The sequence below is a fragment of the Methylotenera sp. genome (assembly GCF_013141425.1).
GTDB lineage: Bacteria > Pseudomonadota > Gammaproteobacteria > Burkholderiales > Methylophilaceae > Methylotenera.
Genome location: NZ_JABFRA010000024.1, coordinates 18215 through 40302 on the forward strand (window position 1 = coordinate 18215; position 22088 = coordinate 40302).

21 protein-coding genes are annotated in these 22088 nt (G+C 44.7%); 15 read left to right on the plus strand and 6 right to left on the minus strand.

Annotated elements, in window-relative coordinates:
* Positions 1–28 precede the first annotated feature (28 nt).
* Positions 29–1072: a type IV pilus twitching motility protein PilT gene (locus HOO90_RS02390; RefSeq protein ID WP_292839092.1), complete on the minus strand. Its 1044-nt coding sequence runs from the start codon at positions 1070–1072 to the stop codon at positions 29–31.
* Between the two features lie 150 nt (positions 1073–1222).
* Here HOO90_RS02390 and HOO90_RS02395 point away from each other — a divergent pair, with 150 nt between their 5' ends.
* The 4 genes from HOO90_RS02395 (at position 1223) to HOO90_RS02410 (ending at position 5455) form a co-directional block, all read left to right on the plus strand.
* Positions 1223–1915, plus strand: coding sequence for a YggS family pyridoxal phosphate-dependent enzyme (locus HOO90_RS02395; RefSeq protein WP_292839094.1), 693 nt, complete (start codon positions 1223–1225; stop codon positions 1913–1915).
* Positions 1916–1979: 64 nt separating this feature from the next.
* Positions 1980–2798, plus strand: coding sequence for a pyrroline-5-carboxylate reductase (proC, locus tag HOO90_RS02400; RefSeq protein ID WP_292839096.1), 819 nt, complete (start codon positions 1980–1982; stop codon positions 2796–2798).
* Complete coding sequence (locus tag HOO90_RS02405; RefSeq protein WP_366928732.1) at positions 2779–3363, plus strand: YggT family protein; 585 nt, start codon at positions 2779–2781, stop codon at positions 3361–3363. Before proC ends, HOO90_RS02405 begins: the two co-directional genes overlap by 20 nt.
* A gap of 19 nt (positions 3364–3382) precedes the next feature.
* Positions 3383–5455 (plus strand): dynamin family protein, encoded by a 2073-nt coding sequence (locus tag HOO90_RS02410; RefSeq protein ID WP_292839100.1) that lies wholly within the window; start codon positions 3383–3385, stop codon positions 5453–5455.
* A gap of 44 nt (positions 5456–5499) precedes the next feature.
* On the opposite strand, the gene rng is transcribed toward HOO90_RS02410, so the two are convergent.
* The gene (gene rng, locus HOO90_RS02415; protein WP_292839102.1) at positions 5500–6951 is read right to left on the minus strand and encodes a ribonuclease G; all 1452 of its coding nucleotides are present in this window, start codon (positions 6949–6951) and stop codon (positions 5500–5502) included.
* A gap of 65 nt (positions 6952–7016) precedes the next feature.
* The gene (locus HOO90_RS02420; protein ID WP_292839104.1) at positions 7017–7622 is read right to left on the minus strand and encodes a nucleoside triphosphate pyrophosphatase; all 606 of its coding nucleotides are present in this window, start codon (positions 7620–7622) and stop codon (positions 7017–7019) included.
* 125 nt (positions 7623–7747) lie between these two features.
* Here HOO90_RS02420 and HOO90_RS02425 point away from each other — a divergent pair, with 125 nt between their 5' ends.
* The 5 genes from HOO90_RS02425 (at position 7748) to HOO90_RS02445 (ending at position 11408) form a co-directional block, all read left to right on the plus strand.
* Complete coding sequence (locus HOO90_RS02425; protein ID WP_292839106.1) at positions 7748–8383, plus strand: MarC family protein; 636 nt, start codon at positions 7748–7750, stop codon at positions 8381–8383.
* Positions 8384–8466: 83 nt separating this feature from the next.
* Positions 8467–8910, plus strand: coding sequence for an NUDIX hydrolase (locus HOO90_RS02430; protein WP_292839108.1), 444 nt, complete (start codon positions 8467–8469; stop codon positions 8908–8910).
* Positions 8911–8959: 49 nt separating this feature from the next.
* Entirely contained in the window at positions 8960–10054 is a 1095-nt protein-coding gene (mnmA, locus tag HOO90_RS02435; protein WP_292839136.1) for a tRNA 2-thiouridine(34) synthase MnmA, read from the plus strand.
* Positions 10055–10171: 117 nt separating this feature from the next.
* A complete protein-coding gene (locus HOO90_RS02440; protein WP_292839110.1) occupies positions 10172–10921 on the plus strand; it encodes a hypothetical protein in 750 nt (249 codons plus the stop codon).
* A gap of 148 nt (positions 10922–11069) precedes the next feature.
* Positions 11070–11408 carry a hypothetical protein gene (locus tag HOO90_RS02445; RefSeq protein ID WP_292839112.1) on the plus strand — a complete coding sequence of 113 codons (339 nt, stop codon included), beginning with the start codon at positions 11070–11072 and terminating at the stop codon, positions 11406–11408.
* Between the two features lie 23 nt (positions 11409–11431).
* Here the strand turns inward: HOO90_RS02445 and HOO90_RS02450 are convergent, their stop codons facing one another.
* On the minus strand, positions 11432–12061 hold the full coding sequence (locus HOO90_RS02450; RefSeq protein WP_292839114.1) for a glutathione S-transferase N-terminal domain-containing protein: 630 nt from the start codon (positions 12059–12061) through the stop codon (positions 11432–11434).
* A 61-nt stretch (positions 12062–12122) separates the two neighbouring features.
* On the opposite strand from HOO90_RS02450, the gene nadC reads away from it, so the two are divergent.
* Together nadC and HOO90_RS02460 are read left to right on the plus strand one after the other, a co-directional pair.
* Positions 12123–13004 carry a carboxylating nicotinate-nucleotide diphosphorylase gene (gene nadC, locus HOO90_RS02455; protein WP_292839116.1) on the plus strand — a complete coding sequence of 294 codons (882 nt, stop codon included), beginning with the start codon at positions 12123–12125 and terminating at the stop codon, positions 13002–13004.
* A 31-nt stretch (positions 13005–13035) separates the two neighbouring features.
* Positions 13036–14820 (plus strand): GspE/PulE family protein, encoded by a 1785-nt coding sequence (locus HOO90_RS02460; protein ID WP_292839118.1) that lies wholly within the window; start codon positions 13036–13038, stop codon positions 14818–14820.
* 162 nt (positions 14821–14982) lie between these two features.
* On the opposite strand, the gene HOO90_RS02465 is transcribed toward HOO90_RS02460, so the two are convergent.
* On the minus strand, positions 14983–15612 hold the full coding sequence (locus tag HOO90_RS02465) for an SCO family protein (RefSeq protein ID WP_292839120.1): 630 nt from the start codon (positions 15610–15612) through the stop codon (positions 14983–14985).
* Positions 15613–15657: 45 nt separating this feature from the next.
* The gene (locus tag HOO90_RS02470) at positions 15658–17568 is read right to left on the minus strand and encodes a multicopper oxidase family protein (RefSeq protein ID WP_292839122.1); all 1911 of its coding nucleotides are present in this window, start codon (positions 17566–17568) and stop codon (positions 15658–15660) included.
* 717 nt (positions 17569–18285) lie between these two features.
* Between HOO90_RS02470 and HOO90_RS02475 the strand changes: the two genes are divergently transcribed.
* The 4 genes from HOO90_RS02475 to HOO90_RS02490 form a co-directional block, all read left to right on the plus strand.
* Positions 18286–20001 (plus strand): acetolactate synthase 3 catalytic subunit, encoded by a 1716-nt coding sequence (locus tag HOO90_RS02475; protein ID WP_292839124.1) that lies wholly within the window; start codon positions 18286–18288, stop codon positions 19999–20001.
* Positions 20001–20492: an acetolactate synthase small subunit gene (gene ilvN, locus HOO90_RS02480; RefSeq protein ID WP_292839126.1), complete on the plus strand. Its 492-nt coding sequence runs from the start codon at positions 20001–20003 to the stop codon at positions 20490–20492. The genes HOO90_RS02475 and ilvN overlap by 1 nt, the downstream gene beginning before the upstream one ends.
* A 62-nt stretch (positions 20493–20554) precedes the next feature.
* Positions 20555–21571 (plus strand): ketol-acid reductoisomerase, encoded by a 1017-nt coding sequence (gene ilvC / locus HOO90_RS02485; RefSeq protein ID WP_292839128.1) that lies wholly within the window; start codon positions 20555–20557, stop codon positions 21569–21571.
* 158 nt (positions 21572–21729) lie between these two features.
* A partial coding sequence (locus HOO90_RS02490; RefSeq protein WP_292839130.1) for a phosphatidylserine decarboxylase occupies positions 21730–22088 on the plus strand: 359 nt, incomplete at its 3' end.

Consider the following 22088-nt stretch of genomic DNA (forward strand, 5'->3'; position numbering starts at 1 on the left):
ATTAGTTAGCTTAAAAAAATTGTTATGGCTAGCCCATGATGGAGTCTTTATTTGCTGCTTTGGAGCGTGCTTCATTCGCTGAAACCAGATTACGTTTAACCAAATCTTGTAAATTTTGATCAAGCGTTTGCATACCAACATTTTGCCCGGTTTGAATCGCTGAGTACATTTGAGGAATTTTAGCTTCACGAATCAAATTTCGAATCGCTGGCGTGCCAATCATAATTTCATGCGCGGCCACACGACCTTGCTCATCTTTAGTTTTTAATAAGGTTTGTGAAATTACCGCACGCAATGATTCGGAAAGCATTGAACGTACCATTTCCTTTTCTGCTGCTGGGAACACGTCAATAATACGGTCAATCGTTTTTGCGGCTGAACTGGTATGCAGCGTACCAAACACCATGTGCCCCGTTTCAGCCGCAGTCAGCGCTAAGCGGATTGTTTCTAAGTCACGCATTTCACCCACTAAAATCACATCAGGGTCTTCACGCAGTGCCGCGCGCAAGGCATTGTTGAATGAAAGTGTATGCGGGCCTACTTCTCGCTGATTAATCAAACATTTTTTAGATTGATGCACAAACTCGATTGGGTCTTCTACCGTTAAAATATGGGCGAATTCTTTATCGTTAATATAATCAATCATCGCCGCCAGCGTTGTGGATTTTCCTGAACCCGTTGGCCCTGTTACCAAACACAAGCCGCGTGGCGTATCGGCAATTTCTTTAAATATCGCCGGGCAGTTTAATTCTTCCAAAGTTAATATTTTAGAAGGAATGGTACGAAAAACCGCGCCAGAACCACGATTATGATTGAAAGCATTGACCCGAAAGCGCGCTAAATTGGGAATTTCAAACGAAAAGTCACACTCCAAGGTTTCTTCATACACTTTGCGCTGACCATCGCTCATAATGTCGTACACCATGTCGTGCACGGCGGTATGGTCTAAAGCGGGGACATTGATTTTACGAATATCGCCATGTACCCGAATCATCGGTGGCAAACCTGCAGACAGATGTAAGTCCGATGCTTTATTTTTAACTGAGAATGCGAGTAAATCTGAAATATCCACAACGTGCTCCTGTTATAATTTATTGTAGCTGTAACTTTATAGTGCCATTTTTAACGATAAGCTCGTTAATTTGTGTAAATCTATTTGATTTAATTAATTTTAAGTTATCCATTAAGTTAAACATTAGTGAAAATTTAGACTAAGTGAATTATGACCACAATTGCTAATCGCTTGCAAGATATTCTAGCAACAATTCAATCAACAAAGTCCATACACCACTGCAAACAGCATGTTAACCTACTTGCTGTGAGTAAAGCACAGGCGTCCTCGGCTATTCGCGAAGCTCACGCGGCAGGGCAAACCATGTTTGGCGAAAATTACCTGCAAGAAGCCTTAGAAAAACAAGCGCAGCTACAGGATATAGCCATTGAATGGCACTTTATTGGCCCCATTCAAAGCAACAAAACGCAACTCATCGCCCAAAATTTTTCATGGGTGCATAGTGTGGACAGGCTTAAAATTGCACAGCGCTTAAACGACGCGCGACCTGAAAATTTAGCACCGCTGCAAGTGTGCATTCAAGTTAATACAAGCAACGAAGTGAGTAAAAGCGGCGTTAACCCATCAGAATTAGTTGCGCTTGCTAACTCCATTTCCAGCATGCCACGATTAAAGTTGCGTGGCTTAATGTCAATACCAGAACCAACACAAGACGTAAACAAACAACGTGCACAGTTTAAACAAGTGCGAGAATGTTATGATGCGCTGTTGGCGAAAGGCTTTGCATTAGATACACTCTCGATTGGCATGTCAGATGACTACCAGATTGCGATTGAGCAAGGCGCCACTATTGTGCGTATAGGTTCTGCCTTATTTGGTGCGAGACATTATGACCAACTTTAAATTTAGCCAACTAGGCAATAAAAAATTAATAAACTGCCAGTAAAAAATTAGGATAAATAATCGAATGAACATTAGTTTTATTGGTGGCGGCAATATGGCAAAAGCCATCATTAGTGGCTTAAGGCAGAATGGTTTTGACATGTCAGCTATTACTGTCATTGAGCCTGACGAGCAAAAACGCAAGGCATTAGCCAATGAGTTTAATGTACAAGTTAGCGACAGTTATGTTGCGATAGTCAACACCATTGCGTCTCAAAGCGCTATTGTTTTAGCGGTTAAACCACAACAATTGCAGCTGGTATGCAAGCAACTCGCAGATTCACTCAACACTCAATTGATTATTTCAATCGCCGCCGGCGTTCGAAGTGCAGACATATCGCGCTGGCTGGGTAATTATCAAGCCATTGTGCGCGTTATGCCCAATACGCCTGCGCAGATTCAGGCAGGCATTTCGGCGCTGTATGCCAACGCCAGTGTCAGCGAGCAACAACGCCACCTCGCCAATACTATTTTGGCAGCTGTTGGTTCAACGCTCTGGCTAGACGATGAAGCTAAAATGGACGCGGTTACCGCAATCTCTGGTAGCGGCCCTGCGTATGTGTTTTATTTAATTGAAGCCTTACAAGAAGCCGCCATCAGCTTGGGACTTAAAGCAGACGAAGCCAAATCTTTAGCACTGCAAACATTTGCAGGGGCGAGTTTACTTGCCGCACAAAGCCATACGGATGTTAAAACTTTACGCGCACAAGTCACTTCAAAGGGTGGCACAACCGAGCAAGGCATACTTGCATTAGAAACGGCCAACATCAAAAACACCATCCAGTTGGCAGCCAAGGCTGCTGCCGATAAATCACGTATATTAGGTGACGACCTTGCTCAGTAACGCATTGATTTTTTTAGTTAGAACCCTTTTAGATTTGTTAACTATCACATTTCTACTGCGCTTTTACTTCCAATTAACACGCGTGCCGTTTCAAAATCAGGCAGCACAATTTATTGTCACGCTCACGAATTTCGCAGTGAAACCTGTGCGAAAAATAATCCCCAGTTTAGGTAAAATTGACCTCTCCACCCTGCTGCTGGCTTTTATCACTCAACTGATACTCACTATTTGCATACAGTGGCTTCGTGACTTTCCCCTATTGATTGTGGGGAGTCACGTCTGGCTCACATTAACTACAGTCGCAGCCATTGGCGTTATCAGCTTAAGTATTACTATTTTTTTATACGCTGTGTTAATTCAGGCCATATTGAGCTGGATAAACCCGCACACTGCGATTGCACCAGTTTTAAACAATTTAACCAGCCCCATTCTAAAATTTTTCAGGAAATTTATTCCCTTGGCTGGTAATATAGATTTATCGTCACTTGTTTTCATTATCATGGCACAGTTGTTGCTGACTACGATATTGATTCCTTTGGAAAATAACTTACTATTAACCTTATAAGTTAATATTAGATGACATTATGAGCACTCAACACACAGACAGCGTATCTAATCAGCCAGGCATAATTGCCTCTAGTTTAAATACTAAAATATCCGAATATAGTGAATGGCGTGAAACGCTAGTAGCCACTATTGACGACTATATTGACTGGCTAGGTCAATCTGAATCACTAGATGCGATTCAGGAGTTGCGACTTTACGACATCAAAGAAATCTTGAAAAAAGATCAGTTGGTGATGGCGTTTTTAGCGGAGTTTTCACGCGGCAAGACAGAAACAATCAATGCGCTGTTTTTCTCTGACTTCAATCAGCGTCTTTTACCAAGTGCGCCGGGCCGCACCACCATGTGCCCAACAGAAATATTCTGGGATTCACGTGAAGAAGCTTGCATCAAACTACTGCCGATTGAAACTAGACAAACGGACGACACACTTACCTACCTGAAAACCACGCCCGATATCTGGCATAAAATCCGACTAGACATTACCTCGCCAGACGCTATGAAAGAAGCACTAAAAGCCTTGGTGCAAAAACGTGAAGTTGATTTGGAAACCGCAAAATCACTGGGTTTTTGGAATGAAAATGACCCAAGCATGCGCCGTTTACTCGCGGAAAAAGGCACGGTAGAAATCCCCGTTTGGCGCCATGCGCTCATCAATTATCCGCATCCCTTATTAAGAAGTGGTCTAGTCGTTATCGACACACCGGGGCTGAATACCATGGGTGCTGAGCCAGAACTAACACTAAGCATCATACCGAATGCGCATGCTGTCTTGTTCTTAACCGCCACCGACACCGGTATTACCAAGTCTGACATGCAAATATGGTCAGAATACGTGCAAAAACGCGCAGCGCATAAACTGGTGGTTCTCAACAAAATTGACATTCTTTGGGATGGGCTTGAATCTGAGGCCGAAGTCGAAGCACTCATTCAAAAACAAATTCAAAATACAGCACGTGAGTTGGGTCTGGATGCTCGCAATATTTTTGCCATGTCTGCCCAAAAGGCCTTGGTTGCCAAAATCAGAAAAGACGCCGCATTACTAAAACGCAGCGGCATCGGCCTGCTTGAAGACGCACTAGCCAATCAACTCATTGAATCTAAACACGAAATTTTAGGACGTGCGGTCGTTACTGAGTGTTCCAATATGATACGCTCTTCACGCAAAGTGGCGCAGATGCGTATCACCTCCATTAAAAGTCAGCTGGCAGAACTCAAAGAAATTCAGACCCAAAACCGTGATGCCTCAAAAGAAATTTTAGCCAACGTAGTTGCGGAACGTAAACGCTACGAAGCCTCTGTGCTTACATTTAATCAAGGTAGCGAAAAAATTAAACGCCTGAGTGACAAACTCTTGCGGCATCTAAGCTTAGGCTTTTTAGATACCACCTTAGAACAAACTAAGCAGGACATGGGCGACAGCTGGACTACGGTTGGATTAAACCGCAGTATTCGTGAGCTGACACGCTTAGCGATTAAACTGGCCGAAGACATTAAAGTTGAAGGTGGTACCATTAAAAAACATGCCGATGATTTATATCACCTGTTTTGGAGCAAGCATGGCTTTGAAAAAACGGTAGCGATTGAACTGAATATGAGTAATTTCATTCAGAATATGCAATCGTTGGAAAAAATCACAAATGATTTTTGTGCAGACCCAGTGAACGTATTAACGGAAAAACGGTTTTTAATTCGTAAATTTTACTTAGGCCTTGGTGCACAAATTCAGGCTAATTTTGAGCAGGCCAACGTCGATTGTAATCTTTGGCTAAACGCAGTTATTGGCGAGTTGAAGACGCAAATCAACTCGCATAAAAAATCACTGGATAAACGTGCAGAATCCCTAATGGAGTCTCACGAAAGTGCTGATAAACTCATTAAGAATCTTGAATCTACCGAAAAAGATTATTCAAAGCTACTACAGCAATCCAATCAGCTAGATGCCATATTGCTTAGACTCATGCGCTGTGCAAAATTTGATGCGAACAAGCCAAGTGCTACATCTTTAAACGCAGCTAAAACAGCTACAGCAGATTCCAGTAAGCCCACAGCACTGCATGATGCGCCATTTATTGGCGGCAAGTCCAGCTAGCTATTGTTTTGCTGTAATTTCCGTGTAATTACAGCTCATCTAAACTACATCAAAATAATATCAAACGATTCTTGGCTATAGCTGGGCTCGACTAACAGTGAAATTGGCTTACCGATAAAGTCAGATAAATTAGCCAAGCTTTGCGATTCTTCATCTAGTAGCATGTCGATTACTTTAGGTGCTGCTAGCACCCTAAGCTCGCGCGCATTAAATTGGCGCGCCTCGCGTAGCAACTCCCGCAAAATCTCATAACAGACTGTTTGTGCGGTCTTGATTTCACCTCGGCCTTGGCATGTAGGGCAAGGCTCACAAAGTATATGCGCCAGGCTCTCACGTGTGCGCTTACGCGTCATTTCCACCAAGCCTAATGGGGTAAACCCATTCACCCCAATACGTGAACGGTCTAGCGCCACGGCTTTTTGCAGCTCTTCTAAAACGGCTTCACGCTGGCTATCTTCATCCATATCAATAAAATCAATGATGATGATACCGCCCAAGTTTCTTAACCGTAGTTGCCGGGCAATCGATTGTGCAGCTTCAAGATTGGTTTTAAAAATGGTGTCGGATAGATTTTTACCACTAACAAAACTGCCTGTGTTCACATCAACAGTGGTTAGCGCTTCCGTTTGATCAAAAATCAAATAGCCGCCAGACTTAAGCTGTACTTTGCGTGACATGGCATTTTCAATTTCTTGCTCGATGCTATACAAATCAAATAAAGGCCGCTCGCCTGAATAATGCACCAGTTTATCAACTGCAGTAAGGGCGTATAGATTCGCAAACTCCACTAATTTTTGATAGGTTTCACTGGAATCAATACGTACAGTTTCGGTGTCTGCACACAACACATCACGCAAAACGCGCATGGGTAAGTTTAAATCCTGAAAAACCAATGAGCGATCCGAGGTTGTTTTGTATTTTGCTGAAATATGTGCCCAGGTTTTGGTCAAATAATCAATGTCTGCCAGCAGTTCAGCATCTGTGGCAGTTTCTGACATCGTTCTAATAATGTAGCCACCCACATGGGTCGTAGGTAGCAAGCCCAACAGGCGCGCCCTTAAATGCTCACGTTCGTCTTCATTCTCAATGCGTTGCGATACGCCAATATGATCTTGCTGAGGCAAATAGACTAAAAATCGACCCGCAATGCTAAGTTGCGTAGTTAAGCGTGCACCCTTTGTGCCAATCGGTTCTTTAATGACCTGTACCATGATGGACTGGCCTTCATGCAACACCGATTGAATCGGTAATTGCGTCTCAGATTGACCACATTCAAAAATATCCCCCACATGCAAGAAAGCCGCGCGCTGCAAACCAATCTCTACAAAGGCCGATTGCATGCCCGGCAAAACGCGACAGACTACACCGCGGTAGACATTACCCACCAGGCCTAGTGACGAGCCGCGTTCGATTTGCAGTTCTTGCACCACACCATTTTCCATCATGGCAATGCGCGTTTCTTGCGGGGTTACGTTAATTAGTATCTCTTCACTCAACTTTATTCTCTTTATATCTCTACTTTAATTCTAAATTATTAGTAAACGGACTTTAAAAAAATCGATTAAAAAACACCAACGCCTGCTTTTCTTAATAAAGCAGCTGTTTCATACACTGGCAAACCCATTACACCAGAATAGCTGCCGTCAATGCGTTTAATCCAGGCGCCAGCCAAACCTTGTATACCGTAACTCCCTGCCTTGTCGAGATGCTCGCCCGATGCAATGAAATGAGCTATTTGCCTTTCACTCAGTACCATCATTTCTACCAAAGAATTTGATACTACAACTTCGATGTTGCCTTTCCAAGCCATTGCGACTGCCGTAAGTACCACATGCACACTGCCTGATAACTGTTGCAACATGTTACGTGCATCGGCATCATCCACTGGCTTTTCAAGTACGTTTTCCGCTAGAACAACGGTCGTGTCTGCCGCGATCACAGGATGAAGACCTTGTTCGCTAGTCAATCGTGTCAAACAGGCCGCTGCCTTTTGTCGCGCTAACCTTGTGACATATGTTTCGGGTGACTCGCCAATCTGTTTTGTTTCATCAATATCCGCTGGCAAGCTTTCGCAACGCACCCCTATCTGGTTTAATAATTCGACTCTGCGCGGGCTACGAGAGGCTAGATAAACGAAGGGTTTTGTACTGAATTGCGAAATAACCATTTATAAACTCAACATTGGGTTAACTAACATTTTCTTACGCATGCGGCTACTTTAATTTACTATGTTGATATTAACAAAGGTTTAATCAAAAATTCTTTAATTCTGCAATTAATCGGCTATTTTACATGACAGACTGGGCGACTCTACTTAAGGTGACCATTGCATTATTTGCCATTGTGAACCCGATCGGCAGCATACCTATCTTCATCAGCGCAACTGATGGCTGGAGCAGGCAAGAACGTGCCAAAACAGCCAAAACCGTGGCAATCACCGTATTTATCGTGTTGGCAGTTTCTGCTTTTGTGGGCGATAAAATACTCGATTTTTTCGGCATCACTATTCCCTCTTTTCAGGTGGGCGGCGGCATATTGCTTATGCTCATTGCCATTTCCATGATGCACGGCAAGCAAAGTGGTACACGTCAAACGCCTGAAGAAGCGCAATCCATGGCAGAACGCAATGTGATTGCTATTGTACCCTTGAGCATCCCTTTGCTCGCTGGCCCTGGCGCCATCAGTAGCATGATTATCGCCGCACAACAAAATAGCAGCTTTGCAGGCCATTTATCTTTATTGGCGCCCATCTTCATCATTTCTGTCATTATTTGGCTGGTGCTGCGTTTATCGGTTGGTATCTCACTTAAACTCGGCACCATCGGCATCAATATTGTTACGCGCCTAATGGGGCTTATTTTAGCGGCCATGGCGGTAGAGTTTATCGCACATGGTTTAATCGGCCTTTTCCCCCAGCTTGCCAGCTAAATCTGCTTTTTTCATACGATTAAGCCACTTCGGCTTAAACACTTCGGGTTAAAATAGTACAAACATAACTGAAGACATAAACCATGCAATGGAAGCCACATGCAACTGTCGCGGCAATCGTAGAAGATAGCGGAAAATTCTTACTGGTGGAAGAAACCACCGATCGCGGCAACCGCTTCAATCAGCCCGCCGGGCATTTAGAAGACAACGAAACTTTGCTAGAAGCTGTGATACGCGAAACCTTAGAAGAAACCGCTTATAACTTTAAGCCAGAGGCATTGCTAGGCATTTATCATTGGAAGCATGAACACAATGACACCACGTATTTGCGCTTTGCCTACATTGGTACGGTAGCGAATCATCAACCAGAACTGGGGCTGGACGATGGCATTATTCGCACTGTTTGGATGTCCCTAGAAGAAATTCGTAGCAACGCTAAGTTAATGCGTAGTCCGCAAGTGATTACGTGTATTGAGGATTATTTAAATGGGCAAAAATTTCCACTGTCTGTTGTAACGCATTTGTAACCCTTCGACAAGCTCAGGGCGATTAATTATATTTAACAAGGTTTAAAGTATTATGAAGAAAAAAGTAGTTGTTGGTCTTTCTGGTGGAGTTGATTCTTCTGTAACTGCCTTGTTACTTAAACAACAAGGATATGAAGTGACGGGCCTTTTCATGAAAAACTGGGAAGACGATGACACCGATGAATACTGTTCTAGCAAGCAAGATTTGATAGATGCGGTTTCTGTGGCCGATAAGATTGGCATCGATATTGAAGCAGTCAACTTTAGTGCTGAATATAAAGACCGCGTGTTTGCTAATTTTTTAAGTGAGTACAAAGCTGGACGCACACCAAACCCCGATATTTTATGCAATGCAGAAATTAAATTTAAAGCATTTTTAGACCATGCCATGGGCTTGGGGGCTGATTTAATCGCCACTGGGCATTACGCACAAGTGCGCGAAAATCCGCTTAAACCTGGCTTGTTTCAGCTCCTGAAGGCCGATGACGGGAGCAAAGATCAAAGTTATTTTTTATACCGCTTAAACCAAGCGCAGTTGAGCAAAACCTTGTTTCCACTTGGGCAAATGCTCAAGCGTGAAGTACGCGAAATTGCGCGTAATGCAGGGTTAATCAATGCAGAGAAAAAAGATTCGACTGGCATTTGCTTTATTGGTGAGCGCCCTTTTCAAGAGTTTTTAAGCAAATATCTGCCACGCGAACCTGGCGACATTAAAACGCCTGAAGGTAAATTGGTGGGGCGTCATGAAGGCTTGATGTATTACACGCTCGGTCAACGCCAAGGCTTAAAAATCGGCGGCAGCCGTGAAAGCAATGGCGAACCTTGGTTTGTGGCCGCCAAAGATATGGATAAAAACGAGTTGGTCGTTGTGCAAGGCCACGAACACCCGTTGTTACTAAATGATGGCTTAAAAGCCAGCCAATTGACATGGATAGACAACGAAGAGCCCATCACCAATTGGGTGTATGCGGCCAAAACGCGTTATCGCCAACCCGATGCACCCTGTGAGATTGATCGCTTGACTCAAGAGGAGGTGGAAATTAAATTTGGTCAAAAGCAATGGGCGATTACACCTGGTCAATCCGCGGTAGTGTATGAAAGCAATGTTTGTCTAGGTGGTGGCATTATCACCAGCGCGATATAAACAAGATACCAATCAGTTAAAATCTCGTCCGCTGAGTTTGTCGAAGGGCGGTCCGATCAATACCCCCTTCGACAAACTCAGCGGACTAGAGGCACAAAGAATCATAAAAGGATACACATGCCATACATTTTAGGTAGCATCCATATTTTAATCGCCCTGTTTTTTGCAGTGCATGCTATGCGCACTGGGCGTCAAATGTATTGGCTACTCATTTTATTCTCCTTTCCGCTGCTGGGTAGCGCCGTCTACTTTTTTGCGGAATATTTGCCTTCGTCAAAAGTAGAACGTGGCGTCAAACAAGTCTCCAGCATTGCCTTGACACTGCTGGACCCCACACGAGAACTCCGTGAGGCAAGGCAAGCCTTTGACTTAACCCCTACAGTACAAAACAGAATGCGCCTAGCGGCGGCGCTTGATGGCGCAGGTGAATATAACGAGGCGGTGGTGCAATTTGATGCCTGCTTAAGCGGCCCATTTGCCAATGACCCAGAAGTTTGTTTTGGCGCGGCCAAAGCAAAAATTCACAATAAGCAGCCGCACCTTGCCACCGAACTGTTATTAGATATCAGACAAAAACAAGCGACTTTTAGGCCAGAAGAATTAAGCCTGTTACTCGCCCAAAGCTATGCGGAAAGCCAAGATAACTCCAACGCAGGCGTTGAATTTGCAAAGGCCGCTGAAAAATTCGGCTCAGCTGAAACCCGCGTTCGCTACGCACTCTGGGCGGCAAGCACTGGCGATATTCAAACGGCGAAAAACCTAAAAACAAGCTTAGAAAAAGATTGGCAGCATTGGAACAAGCACACACGCGGCTTATATAAAGCGCTCTTTAATGAGCTAGATGCGGCATTAGCAAACCCGCCCTGAGCAACTTAGCCTTGATTGGACTATGGCGTATAAGAAATTGCTAAAGTCAAAATTTGAAGTCTATTCCACCGTTTATTCCCTGATTTGGCTTTAGCCCACAAGCAATAAAATGATCTCATTTAAATGCGAGTAGATTGCTGAGATTACCATGGCCTATATCTTAAGAAACCCACAGGGAAACATTACGGGCACTTCGTCTGAGAACTTGGGCAATGGCTGGGAACTCATTGATAACAACGCGAAAGAGTATCTTGATTTCTTAGAGAATTCGCTGGCTGAAGGTTCGCCCTTCCGTGAAAGCGACATTCAATTAGCACGAGTATTGGAAGATTTGATTTCGATATTAATCGACAGAGGCATGTTGCGCTTTACCGACTTTCCACCTGCTGCACAAAAACGTTTAAATTACCGTCAATCCATGCGTAAAAAAAATCGGCTGTCTGGAATTGTCGATGAAAGCCACGATTTTTTTACCAGTTTGCTATAACCAGCAAGTATATATTAAAGAATTTAAGCGACGGGCAAACTGTCTTTAAACGATTGTCTTTTTAGAAGCGCGGCATTTAAACGCTCTAAATTGGGATATTCTGCTGCAAGATTAATCACCTGGCCAAAGCGCAAATTAATGTAACCCAGCGTACAGCCTACCGCCACATCCGCCAAACTAAAGGTCCCATTTACGTACCACTGACTTTTTGTGAGCTTTTTATCACTTTCCAACGCCTCATTTAAGGCTTGCAAGCCACGTTTGACTTTTTCCATTTGACGTTCAATGAAGCTGGCATCTTGCTTCTCGGCGAATTTACGTTGTTCGAGCATTGTGGCGACGGCGGCATCACAAACACCATCGGCCAGCGCCTCCCAGCGGCGTACTTGAATTTTAGCGCCATGATCTTGCGGAATCAAATGTGCTAACGGAGTGCGGTTGTCTAAGTATTCAACAATCACGCGAGAATCATACAAGCTATCACCATCTTGCAACACCAATACTGGTACCTTACCTAATGGGTTATATTGCTTAACAGGGCAATCTGGCGCGGCCAGCACCACTTCCTCAAGTTTCAAATCAATGTGTTTTTCTGCTGCCACGATGCGTACTTTGCGTGCATACGGGCTATTGAGTGTGTATAAAAGTTTCATATTATGCGCTAAGCTGATTTTTTACTAAAAATAAATGATTGATAGCATTATAATTCAAACCATGAGTTTATTTAACCAATATTACCCAGCTAATTCAACAGTCTTCAACGATTTGGTTCGCCAGCAGGTACAAGCTGCGCTGAATGAAGACATTGGCACGGGCGACCTGACGGCATCGCTGGTGCCAGCCGCACAAGATGTAACTGCAACCATTATCGCACGCGAGACTGCGGTGATTTGCGGCATACCTTGGGTAAAAGCGTGTTTTAGGCAAGTAGATGCTGGCGTTACCATTGAATGGAAAGTAAGCGAAGGCGAGCGCGTTCAGGCAAACCAAATATTGTGTGAAATCAGTGGTACTGCCCGCTCCCTGCTAACAGCGGAGCGCTGCGCGCTGAATTTCTTGCAAACATTGTCGGCCACCGCCACAGCAACGCGTCAATATGTAGACGCCATTGCTGGTACGCAAAGTCAAATTTTAGATACCCGCAAAACTATTCCTAATTTACGTTTAGCGCAAAAATATGCAGTGACTGTTGGTGGCGGCCATAATCAGCGCCTCGCCTTATACGACGGCATTCTTATCAAAGAAAATCACATTGCCGCCGCAGGTGCAATAGACAAAGTCTTGGCGCAAGCCTTTGCACTAAACTCTGGCAAAAGTATACAAATTGAAGTTGAAAATATGTCTCAACTAAAAGAGGCATTAGCCGCAGGTGCCACCAGTATTTTGCTCGATAACTTTAGTACAGAACAATTAGCTGAAGCGGTGCGCTTTAATTTACAATCAGGCAAACGGGCTGTGCTAGAAGCCTCAGGTGGCATAGGGCTAAAAAATGTACGTGAAATTGCATTGACTGGCGTGGATAGAATATCGATTGGCGCGATTACCAAGCATATACAGGCTACCGATTTATCCATGAGAATCATTCAAACTGATTAAAACAAGTGCTTTAACAAGGACCACAAGCCCGATGAGCAAACCGACGATTTTAAGCAACCCAAATGGCCGCCTGACGCTGGGCGACACGTTACGCATGCTAGTCAGCGATGGCATTGTGGATAAAGCCCACGCAGAAAAGTTATACAAAGATCGCAAGCTTGATTCGTCCAACCTGCATCCGCTCGTGGTAGTCGGCGAGCAAAAATGGAAAAGTCTAAAAGCAGCGCAAAAACCCATCACCGTTGAAATGCTCTCAAACTGGCTTGCAGAGCGCTCTGGGCTTGATTTTTACCATATTGACCCACTTAAATTGGATTTTGGTTCTGCCGCTAAAATCGTTTCGCAAGGCTATGCGGAACGCCTAAAAATCATGCCAATTTCAGTAAAAAATGGTGAAGCTGTCATTGCTACCACGGAGCCCTTCAGCACCGACTGGATTACCGACCTTGAGCGTGTGCTTAAGATGAAAATCAAGCTGGTCATGGCGAATCCGTTGGAGATTAGCCGTTATTTGCCTGAGATTTACAACCTTGCCAACTCAATGAATGCCGCTGATTTAGCCAAAGCGGGACAAATCGTTGGTGTGCAAAACTTTGAGCAATTAATTGAACTGGGCAAAGATAAAAACCTTGATGCCAACGAGCAGCATGTGGTGAATATTGTCGATTGGTTGTTCAAATACGCCTTTGAACAGCGCGCCAGCGACATTCACTTAGAGCCGCGCCGTGGCATGGGCATCATGCGTTTTAGAATCGATGGTGTGTTGCATCAAGTGTATCAACTGCCTCCGAATATTATGAACGCCATCACCAGCCGCATTAAGTTGCTAGGCAGAATGGACATGGTAGAAAAACGCCGCCCACAAGATGGGCGCATTAAAACTTTAAGTGCAGAAGGTCAAGAAATCGAGCTGCGGCTATCCACGATGCCTACCGCGTTTGGTGAAAAATTAGTCATGCGGATTTTTGCGCCTGAAGTCTCCGAAAAAGGCTTTTTAGCGCTAGGTTTTGCCGAAGCGCAAGCGCAAATTTGGCACGGTTGGACAAAATCGCCCAACGGCATCATTTTAGTTACTGGGCCAACGGGCTCGGGTAAAACCACCACGCTGTACGCCACTTTACGCACACTGGCCACGCCAGAAGTGAATGTATGTACGGTAGAAGAGCCGATTGAAATGGTCGAGCCTTTATTTAACCAAATGCAGGTACAGCAAAATATTGGCTTAAACTTCGCCGCGGGCATCCGCACCCTAATGCGGCAAGACCCCGACATTATCATGGTCGGTGAAATTCGCGATTTAGAAACGGCGGACATGGCGATTCAAGCCGCACTTACTGGGCATTTGGTGCTATCCACCTTGCACACCAACGATGCGCCTTCTGCTGTCACACGACTATTAGATTTAGGCGTACCTTCGTACCTGATACACTCAACGGTATTAGGCATTATGGCACAACGCCTAGTGCGTACATTATGCACCAGTTGCAAAGTGCCAGAGCCGATTGACCAAAGCACATGGGATGCACTGGTAGGCGACTTTAAACTCGCAAAACCAGCCCACATCTACAAACCGGTAGGCTGTTTAGAATGCCGCAATACAGGCTTTAGAGGCCGCAGTGGCATTTATGAAATGCTCACCATTACCCCTGCCCTGCGTAAACTTATTACGCCAGAAACGAATTTAGCCGACCTCACCAGACAAGCCTATAAAGATGGTATGCAGCCACTAGTAATCAACGGCGCTGAGAAAATAGCTGCAGGCATAACAACGATTGAAGAGTTGATGAAAGTGGCGCCACCGCTGGAGGCGGATTAGATGAGGCCGCAGAACATTTAAAATAGTTTTCTTTACTAAAACTGAGGCTAAGCATTCGTCCATTTAGCTGCCCCACAAGCCAATATCCATGCGGGTCGCAGGGTAGGTCATTTTTATCCTCTTACATTAATGTCTGGCAAGCAACATCCTATTCAGGCGCATCTACACCGTAAGCCATTTAAACGTACTGGCAATATTATTCGGCGACGACCGTAGCGACACCATGCCCCAGCGCTCTAATTTATCATTGCCATAGCGGGCTAGGCTGGTGTGATTTTGCAAATCGTTGTCCAGTTCAGGGTCTGCATCTGCAAAACCTAAAGTACGGCGCAAGGTTTCAACATCCTCGGGCTTCCCTGTCAGCAAATCCCAGCCTGGCTTTGGTTTGAAAATTTCCGCGTATTTATTTAAGGCTTGCGGCGTATTTAACAAAGGTTGCAAGGTAATGGATAGAAAGAACACATCTTTGCCCATGCGACTACCTAGCATGTTTTGCACTTGCCTTAAATTAGCCATGGCTAATGGGCATCGCCCTTCTGAACATTGAATTAAGAAAAAATTAATTAATACGGTTTTTTCACGCACCAAATCATCATAAAACCGAACGTTTTGATTGCGATGCGTGACCAATGGCACATTCGGTAAAAAGCCATTTTTGGCTAGTCGCGATAACGGCTCAGCAGGCTGGTTGGCCATGGACGCAACAGGCGCAGAAATAGTATTAGTAGCCGTCACCGATGTTGATAACAAAAATGGTGCTAGCCCTAAATTGAAGAACTCTCTTCTATTCATGATGCGTCTCCTTCACTTGAAAACACAAAAACTTTCGTAAAAGCATCATACCAATTTCCACAACACCATCATGGCGTGATCTTCATGCACGGTATTGTGACAATGCATAACGTAGAGCCCTTTAAAATCGCGGAAGCGTAAGTAAATTTCGGCATAAGCGTTTTTTTCTAATGAAATAACATCTTTACGCCCTGCATATAGCCCGCCTACGGGTTTACCGTTATAACTCAACACCCGATGCTCCTCATGATGTACATGTATAGGGTGTGTCCAACCACCGCCGCCATTCACAATCGTCCATTTTTCTGCCGTGCCTTCTTGTATGGTGGCGCTAATCACATTTCGATCAAATGGCTCTCTGTTTACAACCCACTCACCGCTTCTCCGCTTAAACTCCCAAGTGCGGTTGTTAGTAACAGGAGTCGAGATGTCAGGTAGTGGGCGTAAAGTACTTGGAATAATACTATTGTCGACGACTGCTCCAGTATCCACGATAAATTTAAGAACCGGCACGCCAGGCGTTAACAATTTACCTGTGGGTTTAGCGCCACTGGTTTGCTCAGCACGGTTATACAAAATGATTTGTGTCCCTGGCACATATTTTGAAAAATCCAGAATGACATCAAAACGTTCCGCAGGAACTTGTTGAAAGGTTTTTACAGTAATAGGGGCTGGCAGCAAATTACCATCGGTAGCGATAACAACAAAATTTGAATTATTGCTTAATGCCCATTGATAGGTACGTGACGGCCCGATATTCAACATCCTGAAACGGTATTTACGCCGCTTTACTGGGAAAAACGGCTGTATTTTGCCATTTACCGTGATTTTATCGCCTACAGCCCCATCGAAACAGGCCAGCGGGAAAAAGTCAGCTCCCAAAGTATCAAATTGCCTGTCGTGAAAGACCAAACCCACATCAAACTCAAAATTGGGTCCACAAGGCAAACGCCAGCCAGTGGCTTCCTCCGGGTCACCATAATCGCCCATAGTCGGGTTGGCATAAATACCTGGGGCATCGTAAATACTGGTCATGCCGACCAAGCCTGCATAAACGTTCTGTGCGGTAAAATCCAGCTTATGATCGTGGTAAAACAAGGTCCCCAGCCCTTCGTTGGGGTTACCTAAACCTCCAAATTGTTTCACTCCCGCATACACATTTGGGTAATGATGATCCCAATAAGAGCCGGAATAATTTGGCAACAAGGGGTTGCCGTCGCTTTCAGCAGGCATGTGCATATTGTGCAAATGTGTACTGGTTTGATTAATGCCAAAACCTAAATTACGCGTAGGCAAATCGTTATGAATGCGCACAAAATGCGGTTCTCCATAACGCACGCGGAACATCGGGCCAGGAAACACGCCATCAAATCCCCATGCGGGCTGTCCCCCGCTCCCAGCAGGCAGGTCTTTATGCCAGACATGGTCGAATTGTTTTTCTCTTAGTTCATACCACTTTTCGGGTGGGCAATAAATCAACCCATTAGCAGACCAAGCTTGATGCCCCATATTTTGCACCGGGAAATGGGAAGCCATTTCTGGGTGATCATACAAACAATGGATTTTGGAATCGCCACCCCTGCCCTGCGCATCACCTACAGGCATCGGCCCTGGCGCACCCCCATAACCATAATATCCTGTATCAATATTATCGGGGTGATTGCCACGTACTGTTTGTTTTTCAACCAAACGTGGCATTTCCTCTATCCAAGGGCGTGTTGGCGGACTAATCATCCCCAGTGGTGGAGCAAGCCCTGGAACGGGGCAAATGGCAGGGTTAGTGGGATCGTCGTCTTTTGCTAAGGCGCGTAAACTTAATCCTGACATTGGCAAAAGCATGCCTGTCGCAGCGCTTAACATCCCCATCTTAAGCAAATCACGACGCGTTAGCTTTGCCTGCGTTATCTGACGGTGCAAATCTATTGTATTTTGCACTAATTTTTCATATGAGCTCATGATTACACCCCTTTCAACAACTAAGGATTACCGTGCATCATTCACCGACATCTGCAACCAGCCATCAAAGACACACGATTAAAAATCTCCTTACCTCATTGACTCCATTAATAATATTTTTCTTATTGTTAGGGGTACCAACTTACTAGCGTTAGCTTCAACGACCAGCCTATTTTTGCCACCTAATTCATTTTTTAAACTGCCAATTTCTGCTTATAAAGCAATAGTTTTTTTATTAAGATTTGTACTACATTGGATACCACATTAGGCTTGTTCTCACCGGCTCACAATCACCTAAACGTGTGGTAGGGTATTTGGTTTTATCGACATGCCATTAAAATAGCGAGTAAATTTAATGCTCACAAAATAATGGACGATAGTTAACTGTAAAGTAGGCAATTCGTTAAACGATAAATAATCTAATTCAAGCTAAAAACGATCAAAGTCTCTGCCCTGCAAACCAATATCCATGAGGCTTGCAGGGCAGGTGATTTACACTCTATTTTAGAGATAAGATTTTAAGCCTCCGCAATAGCAACCGAACTTGCGTAAAGCTTGACGCGCGCGATGAACCAAGAACAATCGAATAAACAGAGTTTTATCTCAAAAAAACAATGCATGCGCTACACTTTCATTCTTGACCAAACGGGCTCAAACCGTTAATCTATGGGGTTACCGAATAATATTAAAAAATAGAAATATTTTATTTAAAGATTTATGGCAGATACTAAAAAAATCACGGGCGCAGATATCATCATTCGTTGCTTGGAAGAAGAAAAAGTCAAATTCGTTTTTGGCTATCCAGGTGGGGCAGTGTTGCACATTTACGACGCGATTTACAATCAAGATTACTTTAAACACATTCTCGTGCGTCACGAGCAGGCCGCGGTGCATGCAGCCGATGCATTCTCGCGCGCAACAGGTGAAGTGGGCGTGGCGCTTGTTACCTCTGGCCCTGGTGCAACTAATGCGATCACTGGCATTGCGACGGCTTACATGGATTCCATCCCGCTGGTGGTGATTAGCGGCCAAGTGCCTGTACCTGCGATTGGTTTAGATGCTTTCCAAGAAGTTGATATGGTGGGCATCACACGCCCCTGCGTTAAGCACAACTTTTTGGTAAAAGATGTCAAAGACATCGCCGTTACCATGAAAAAGGCCTTCCACATTGCCAGAACTGGGCGCCCAGGGCCGGTAGTGGTTGATATTCCAAAAGACATTACCGCTAATTTGGCTGAGTTTAATTACCCCAGCACGATTGAGTTGCGCTCGTACAACCCAATAACGAAAGGCCATAGCGGCCAAATCAAAAAAGCTGTTAAATTGCTACTCGAAGCAAAACGCCCCATGGTTTATACCGGTGGTGGCGTGGTATTGGGCGATGCTTCTGAAGCACTGGTTAAATTGGTTAAAGCGCTAGGCGTACCAGTAACCAACACCCTCATGGGCTTGGGTGGCTATCCTTCTACCGACAAACAATTTGTTGGCATGCTGGGCATGCACGGCACTTACGAAGCCAATATGGCCATGCAAGACTGTGATGTGCTGCTTGCCGTTGGCGCGCGTTTTGACGACCGAGTCATTGGCAACCCAGAACACTTTTTTAGCAAATCGCGCACCATTATTCATATCGACATTGACCCATCGTCAATCTCCAAACGCGTTAAAGTGGATGTGCCGATTGTAGGCGACGTGAAGTCGGTACTGGCTGAAATGAATGACCTGATCGCCATAGAAAAACCGCAACCATCTGCTGCGCTTAAAGCATGGTGGGCGCAAATTGACGCTTGGCGCAGCAAACTCTGTTTAAACTACGCCAACAATAACGGCTTAATTAAACCGCAATACGTGATTGAAAAACTTTGGGAAGTCACCAAAGGCGAGGCATATGTAACCTCCGACGTGGGCCAACACCAAATGTGGGCAGCTCAATATTACAAATTTGATAAACCGCGTCGCTGGATCAACTCTGGCGGCTTAGGCACCATGGGCGTTGGCTTGCCTTACGCCATGGGCTGTCAACTGGCCGACCCGACCGCACAGGTAGCCTGTGTGACCGGTGAAGGTAGTATTCAAATGAATATTCAAGAGCTTTCAACCTGTAAGCAATATCATTTGCCAATTAAAGTGATTTTACTCAATAACCGCTATTTGGGCATGGTGCGCCAATGGCAAGAGTTCTTCTACGAAAATCGCTACTCCGAATCTTACATGGACAGCCTGCCAGACTTTGTTAAGTTGGCTGAATCTTACGGCCACGTAGGCATGCAAATTACCAAGCCGGAAGATGTAGAAGGTGCGCTGAAAGAGGCGTTTGACCTGAAATCGCGCTTTGTATTCCTCGATTTTATTACAGACCAAAAAGAAAACGTGTTCCCGATGATTGCCAATGGTAAAGGGTTGTCTGAAATGATTCTGGCGGAGGACCTATAATGCGCCACATTATTTCTTTGTTAATGGAAAATGAATCTGGCGCGTTATCTCGCGTGGCTGGCTTATTCTCTGCACGTGGCTACAACATTGAGTCACTCACCGTAGCCCCGACCGAAGACCCAACTTTGTCACGCATGACCATTGTGACTTCAGGCTCAGAAGAAGTCATCGAGCAAATTATCAAGCAACTTAACAAACTGGTGGATGTTGTAAAAGTGCTCGATTTGAATGATGGTAAATTTATTGAACGCGAATTGATGCTGGTTAAAGTAAAAGCCACTGGCGCGTTCCGTGAAGAAATGAAACGTATGTGCGATATTTTCCGTGGCCGCATTATCGATGTGGCAGACGGCAGCTTTACGATTGAGCTTACCGGCTCAGGTCACAAGTTAGATGCTTTTATCGAAAGTTTAGATAAAGCCGCAATTCTAGAAACAGTGCGTACAGGCGCTTCTGGCATTGGCCGCGGCGACCGTATTCTAAAAGTTTAAAAATCAGCTATAAATCCTCTCTCTAATTTATTCAGCATTTGCATGGAAAGGCAATCACAGAAATGAAAGTTTATTACGATAAAGACGCAGACCTTAATTTAATCAAAGGTAAAAAAGTAACCATTGTTGGTTATGGTTCACAAGGTCACGCGCACGCGGCAAACCTGAAAGATAGCGGCGCTACAGTCACTATCGGCTTACGCAAAGGCGGTAGCTCATGGGCTAAAGCTGTTGCAGCTGGCCACAACACTTTAGAAATTGCTGATGCAGTTAAACAAGCTGATGTTGTAATGGTATTGTTACCTGACGAAACAATGGCTGGCATTTTTGATGCTGAAATTGCACCAAACTTGCAAAAAGGCGCGGCATTAGCATTTGCGCACGGCTTTAATATTCACTACAACCAAATCGTGCCACGTGCAGATTTAGACGTGATTATGATTGCTCCAAAAGGCCCAGGCCACACAGTACGTTCGGAATACCTAAAAGGCGGCGGCGTCCCTTCACTTATCGCGGTTTACCAAGATAAATCAGGCAAAGCAAAAGACATTGCACTTTCATACGCTGCGGCAAACGGCGGCACTAAAGGCGGCGTGATTGAAACGGATTTCCGTGAAGAAACAGAAACTGACTTATTCGGCGAGCAAGCGGTGCTATGTGGTGGCGCGGTTGAATTAGTAAAAGCGGGCTTTGAAACCCTAGTTGAAGCTGGTTACGCGCCTGAAATGGCGTACTTTGAATGTTTGCACGAACTAAAATTGATTGTTGATTTGATGTACGAAGGCGGTATTGCCAACATGAACTACTCTATCTCAAACAATGCAGAATACGGTGAGTACGTGACTGGTCCGAAAGTGATTAACGATGAATCACGTTACGCCATGCGCGAAGCTTTAGAGAATATTCAAAACGGTAACTACGCAAAACAATTCATTTTGGAAGGCCGTACTAACTACCCTGAAATGACAGCACGTCGTCGCTTGAACGCAGCGCACCCAATTGAGCAAGTGGGTGGTCAGTTGCGCGCAATGATGCCTTGGATTGCTAAAAACAAATTAGTTGATCAATCTAAAAACTAATTCTAATTAGCGAATTCATTGAAGGGCAAAACGTTTAGCGGTTTGCCCTTTTTTCTTGCTAACTCTCATTCCGACGCAGGTTGGAATCCAGAGGCGTAGAATCTAAAGTCACGAGATTCCGACCGTCGTCGGAATGACGAGATACAAGGAATTTAAAATTGAAATTTAGCATCATCTTACAATATCTCACGCCTAAACAAGACATTACTGCGCTTGCAGGCAAACTTGCGCACTTGCAAGGCGGCAGCATCACCACATTGGTGATTCGCTGGTTTGTAAAACGTTACAACGTGAACATGGCAGAAGCGGCGAACCCTGACATTGCTTCTTACAAAAGCTTTAATGAGTTTTTTACCCGGCCGCTAAAGCATGGCGTCCGACCGTTTGCTCAGGCTAATTATATTTGCCCAGTTGATGGTGCGATTAGTCAGTTTGGCGCAATTGAAAAAGACCAAATCTTTCAAGCCAAAGGCCATGCCTACTCAACTGCCGCACTAGTGGGCGGTGATAAGAACTT

Coding starts and splice junctions, on each gene's coding strand:
- ilvN (WP_292839126.1), top strand. CDS start 20,001: ATGCGCCACATTATTTCTTTGTTAATGGAAAATGAATCTGGCGCGTTA.
- HOO90_RS02475 (WP_292839124.1), top strand. CDS start 18,286: ATGGCAGATACTAAAAAAATCACGGGCGCAGATATCATCATTCGTTGC.
- HOO90_RS02425 (WP_292839106.1), top strand. CDS start 7,748: ATGACAGACTGGGCGACTCTACTTAAGGTGACCATTGCATTATTTGCC.
- HOO90_RS02465 (WP_292839120.1), bottom strand. CDS start 15,612: ATGAATAGAAGAGAGTTCTTCAATTTAGGGCTAGCACCATTTTTGTTA.
- HOO90_RS02430 (WP_292839108.1), top strand. CDS start 8,467: ATGCAATGGAAGCCACATGCAACTGTCGCGGCAATCGTAGAAGATAGC.
- proC (WP_292839096.1), top strand. CDS start 1,980: ATGAACATTAGTTTTATTGGTGGCGGCAATATGGCAAAAGCCATCATT.
- HOO90_RS02460 (WP_292839118.1), top strand. CDS start 13,036: ATGAGCAAACCGACGATTTTAAGCAACCCAAATGGCCGCCTGACGCTG.
- HOO90_RS02395 (WP_292839094.1), top strand. CDS start 1,223: ATGACCACAATTGCTAATCGCTTGCAAGATATTCTAGCAACAATTCAA.
- ilvC (WP_292839128.1), top strand. CDS start 20,555: ATGAAAGTTTATTACGATAAAGACGCAGACCTTAATTTAATCAAAGGT.
- HOO90_RS02470 (WP_292839122.1), bottom strand. CDS start 17,568: ATGAGCTCATATGAAAAATTAGTGCAAAATACAATAGATTTGCACCGT.
- HOO90_RS02440 (WP_292839110.1), top strand. CDS start 10,172: ATGCCATACATTTTAGGTAGCATCCATATTTTAATCGCCCTGTTTTTT.
- HOO90_RS02445 (WP_292839112.1), top strand. CDS start 11,070: ATGGCCTATATCTTAAGAAACCCACAGGGAAACATTACGGGCACTTCG.
- HOO90_RS02420 (WP_292839104.1), bottom strand. CDS start 7,622: ATGGTTATTTCGCAATTCAGTACAAAACCCTTCGTTTATCTAGCCTCT.
- HOO90_RS02450 (WP_292839114.1), bottom strand. CDS start 12,061: ATGAAACTTTTATACACACTCAATAGCCCGTATGCACGCAAAGTACGC.
- HOO90_RS02410 (WP_292839100.1), top strand. CDS start 3,383: ATGAGCACTCAACACACAGACAGCGTATCTAATCAGCCAGGCATAATT.
- nadC (WP_292839116.1), top strand. CDS start 12,123: ATGAGTTTATTTAACCAATATTACCCAGCTAATTCAACAGTCTTCAAC.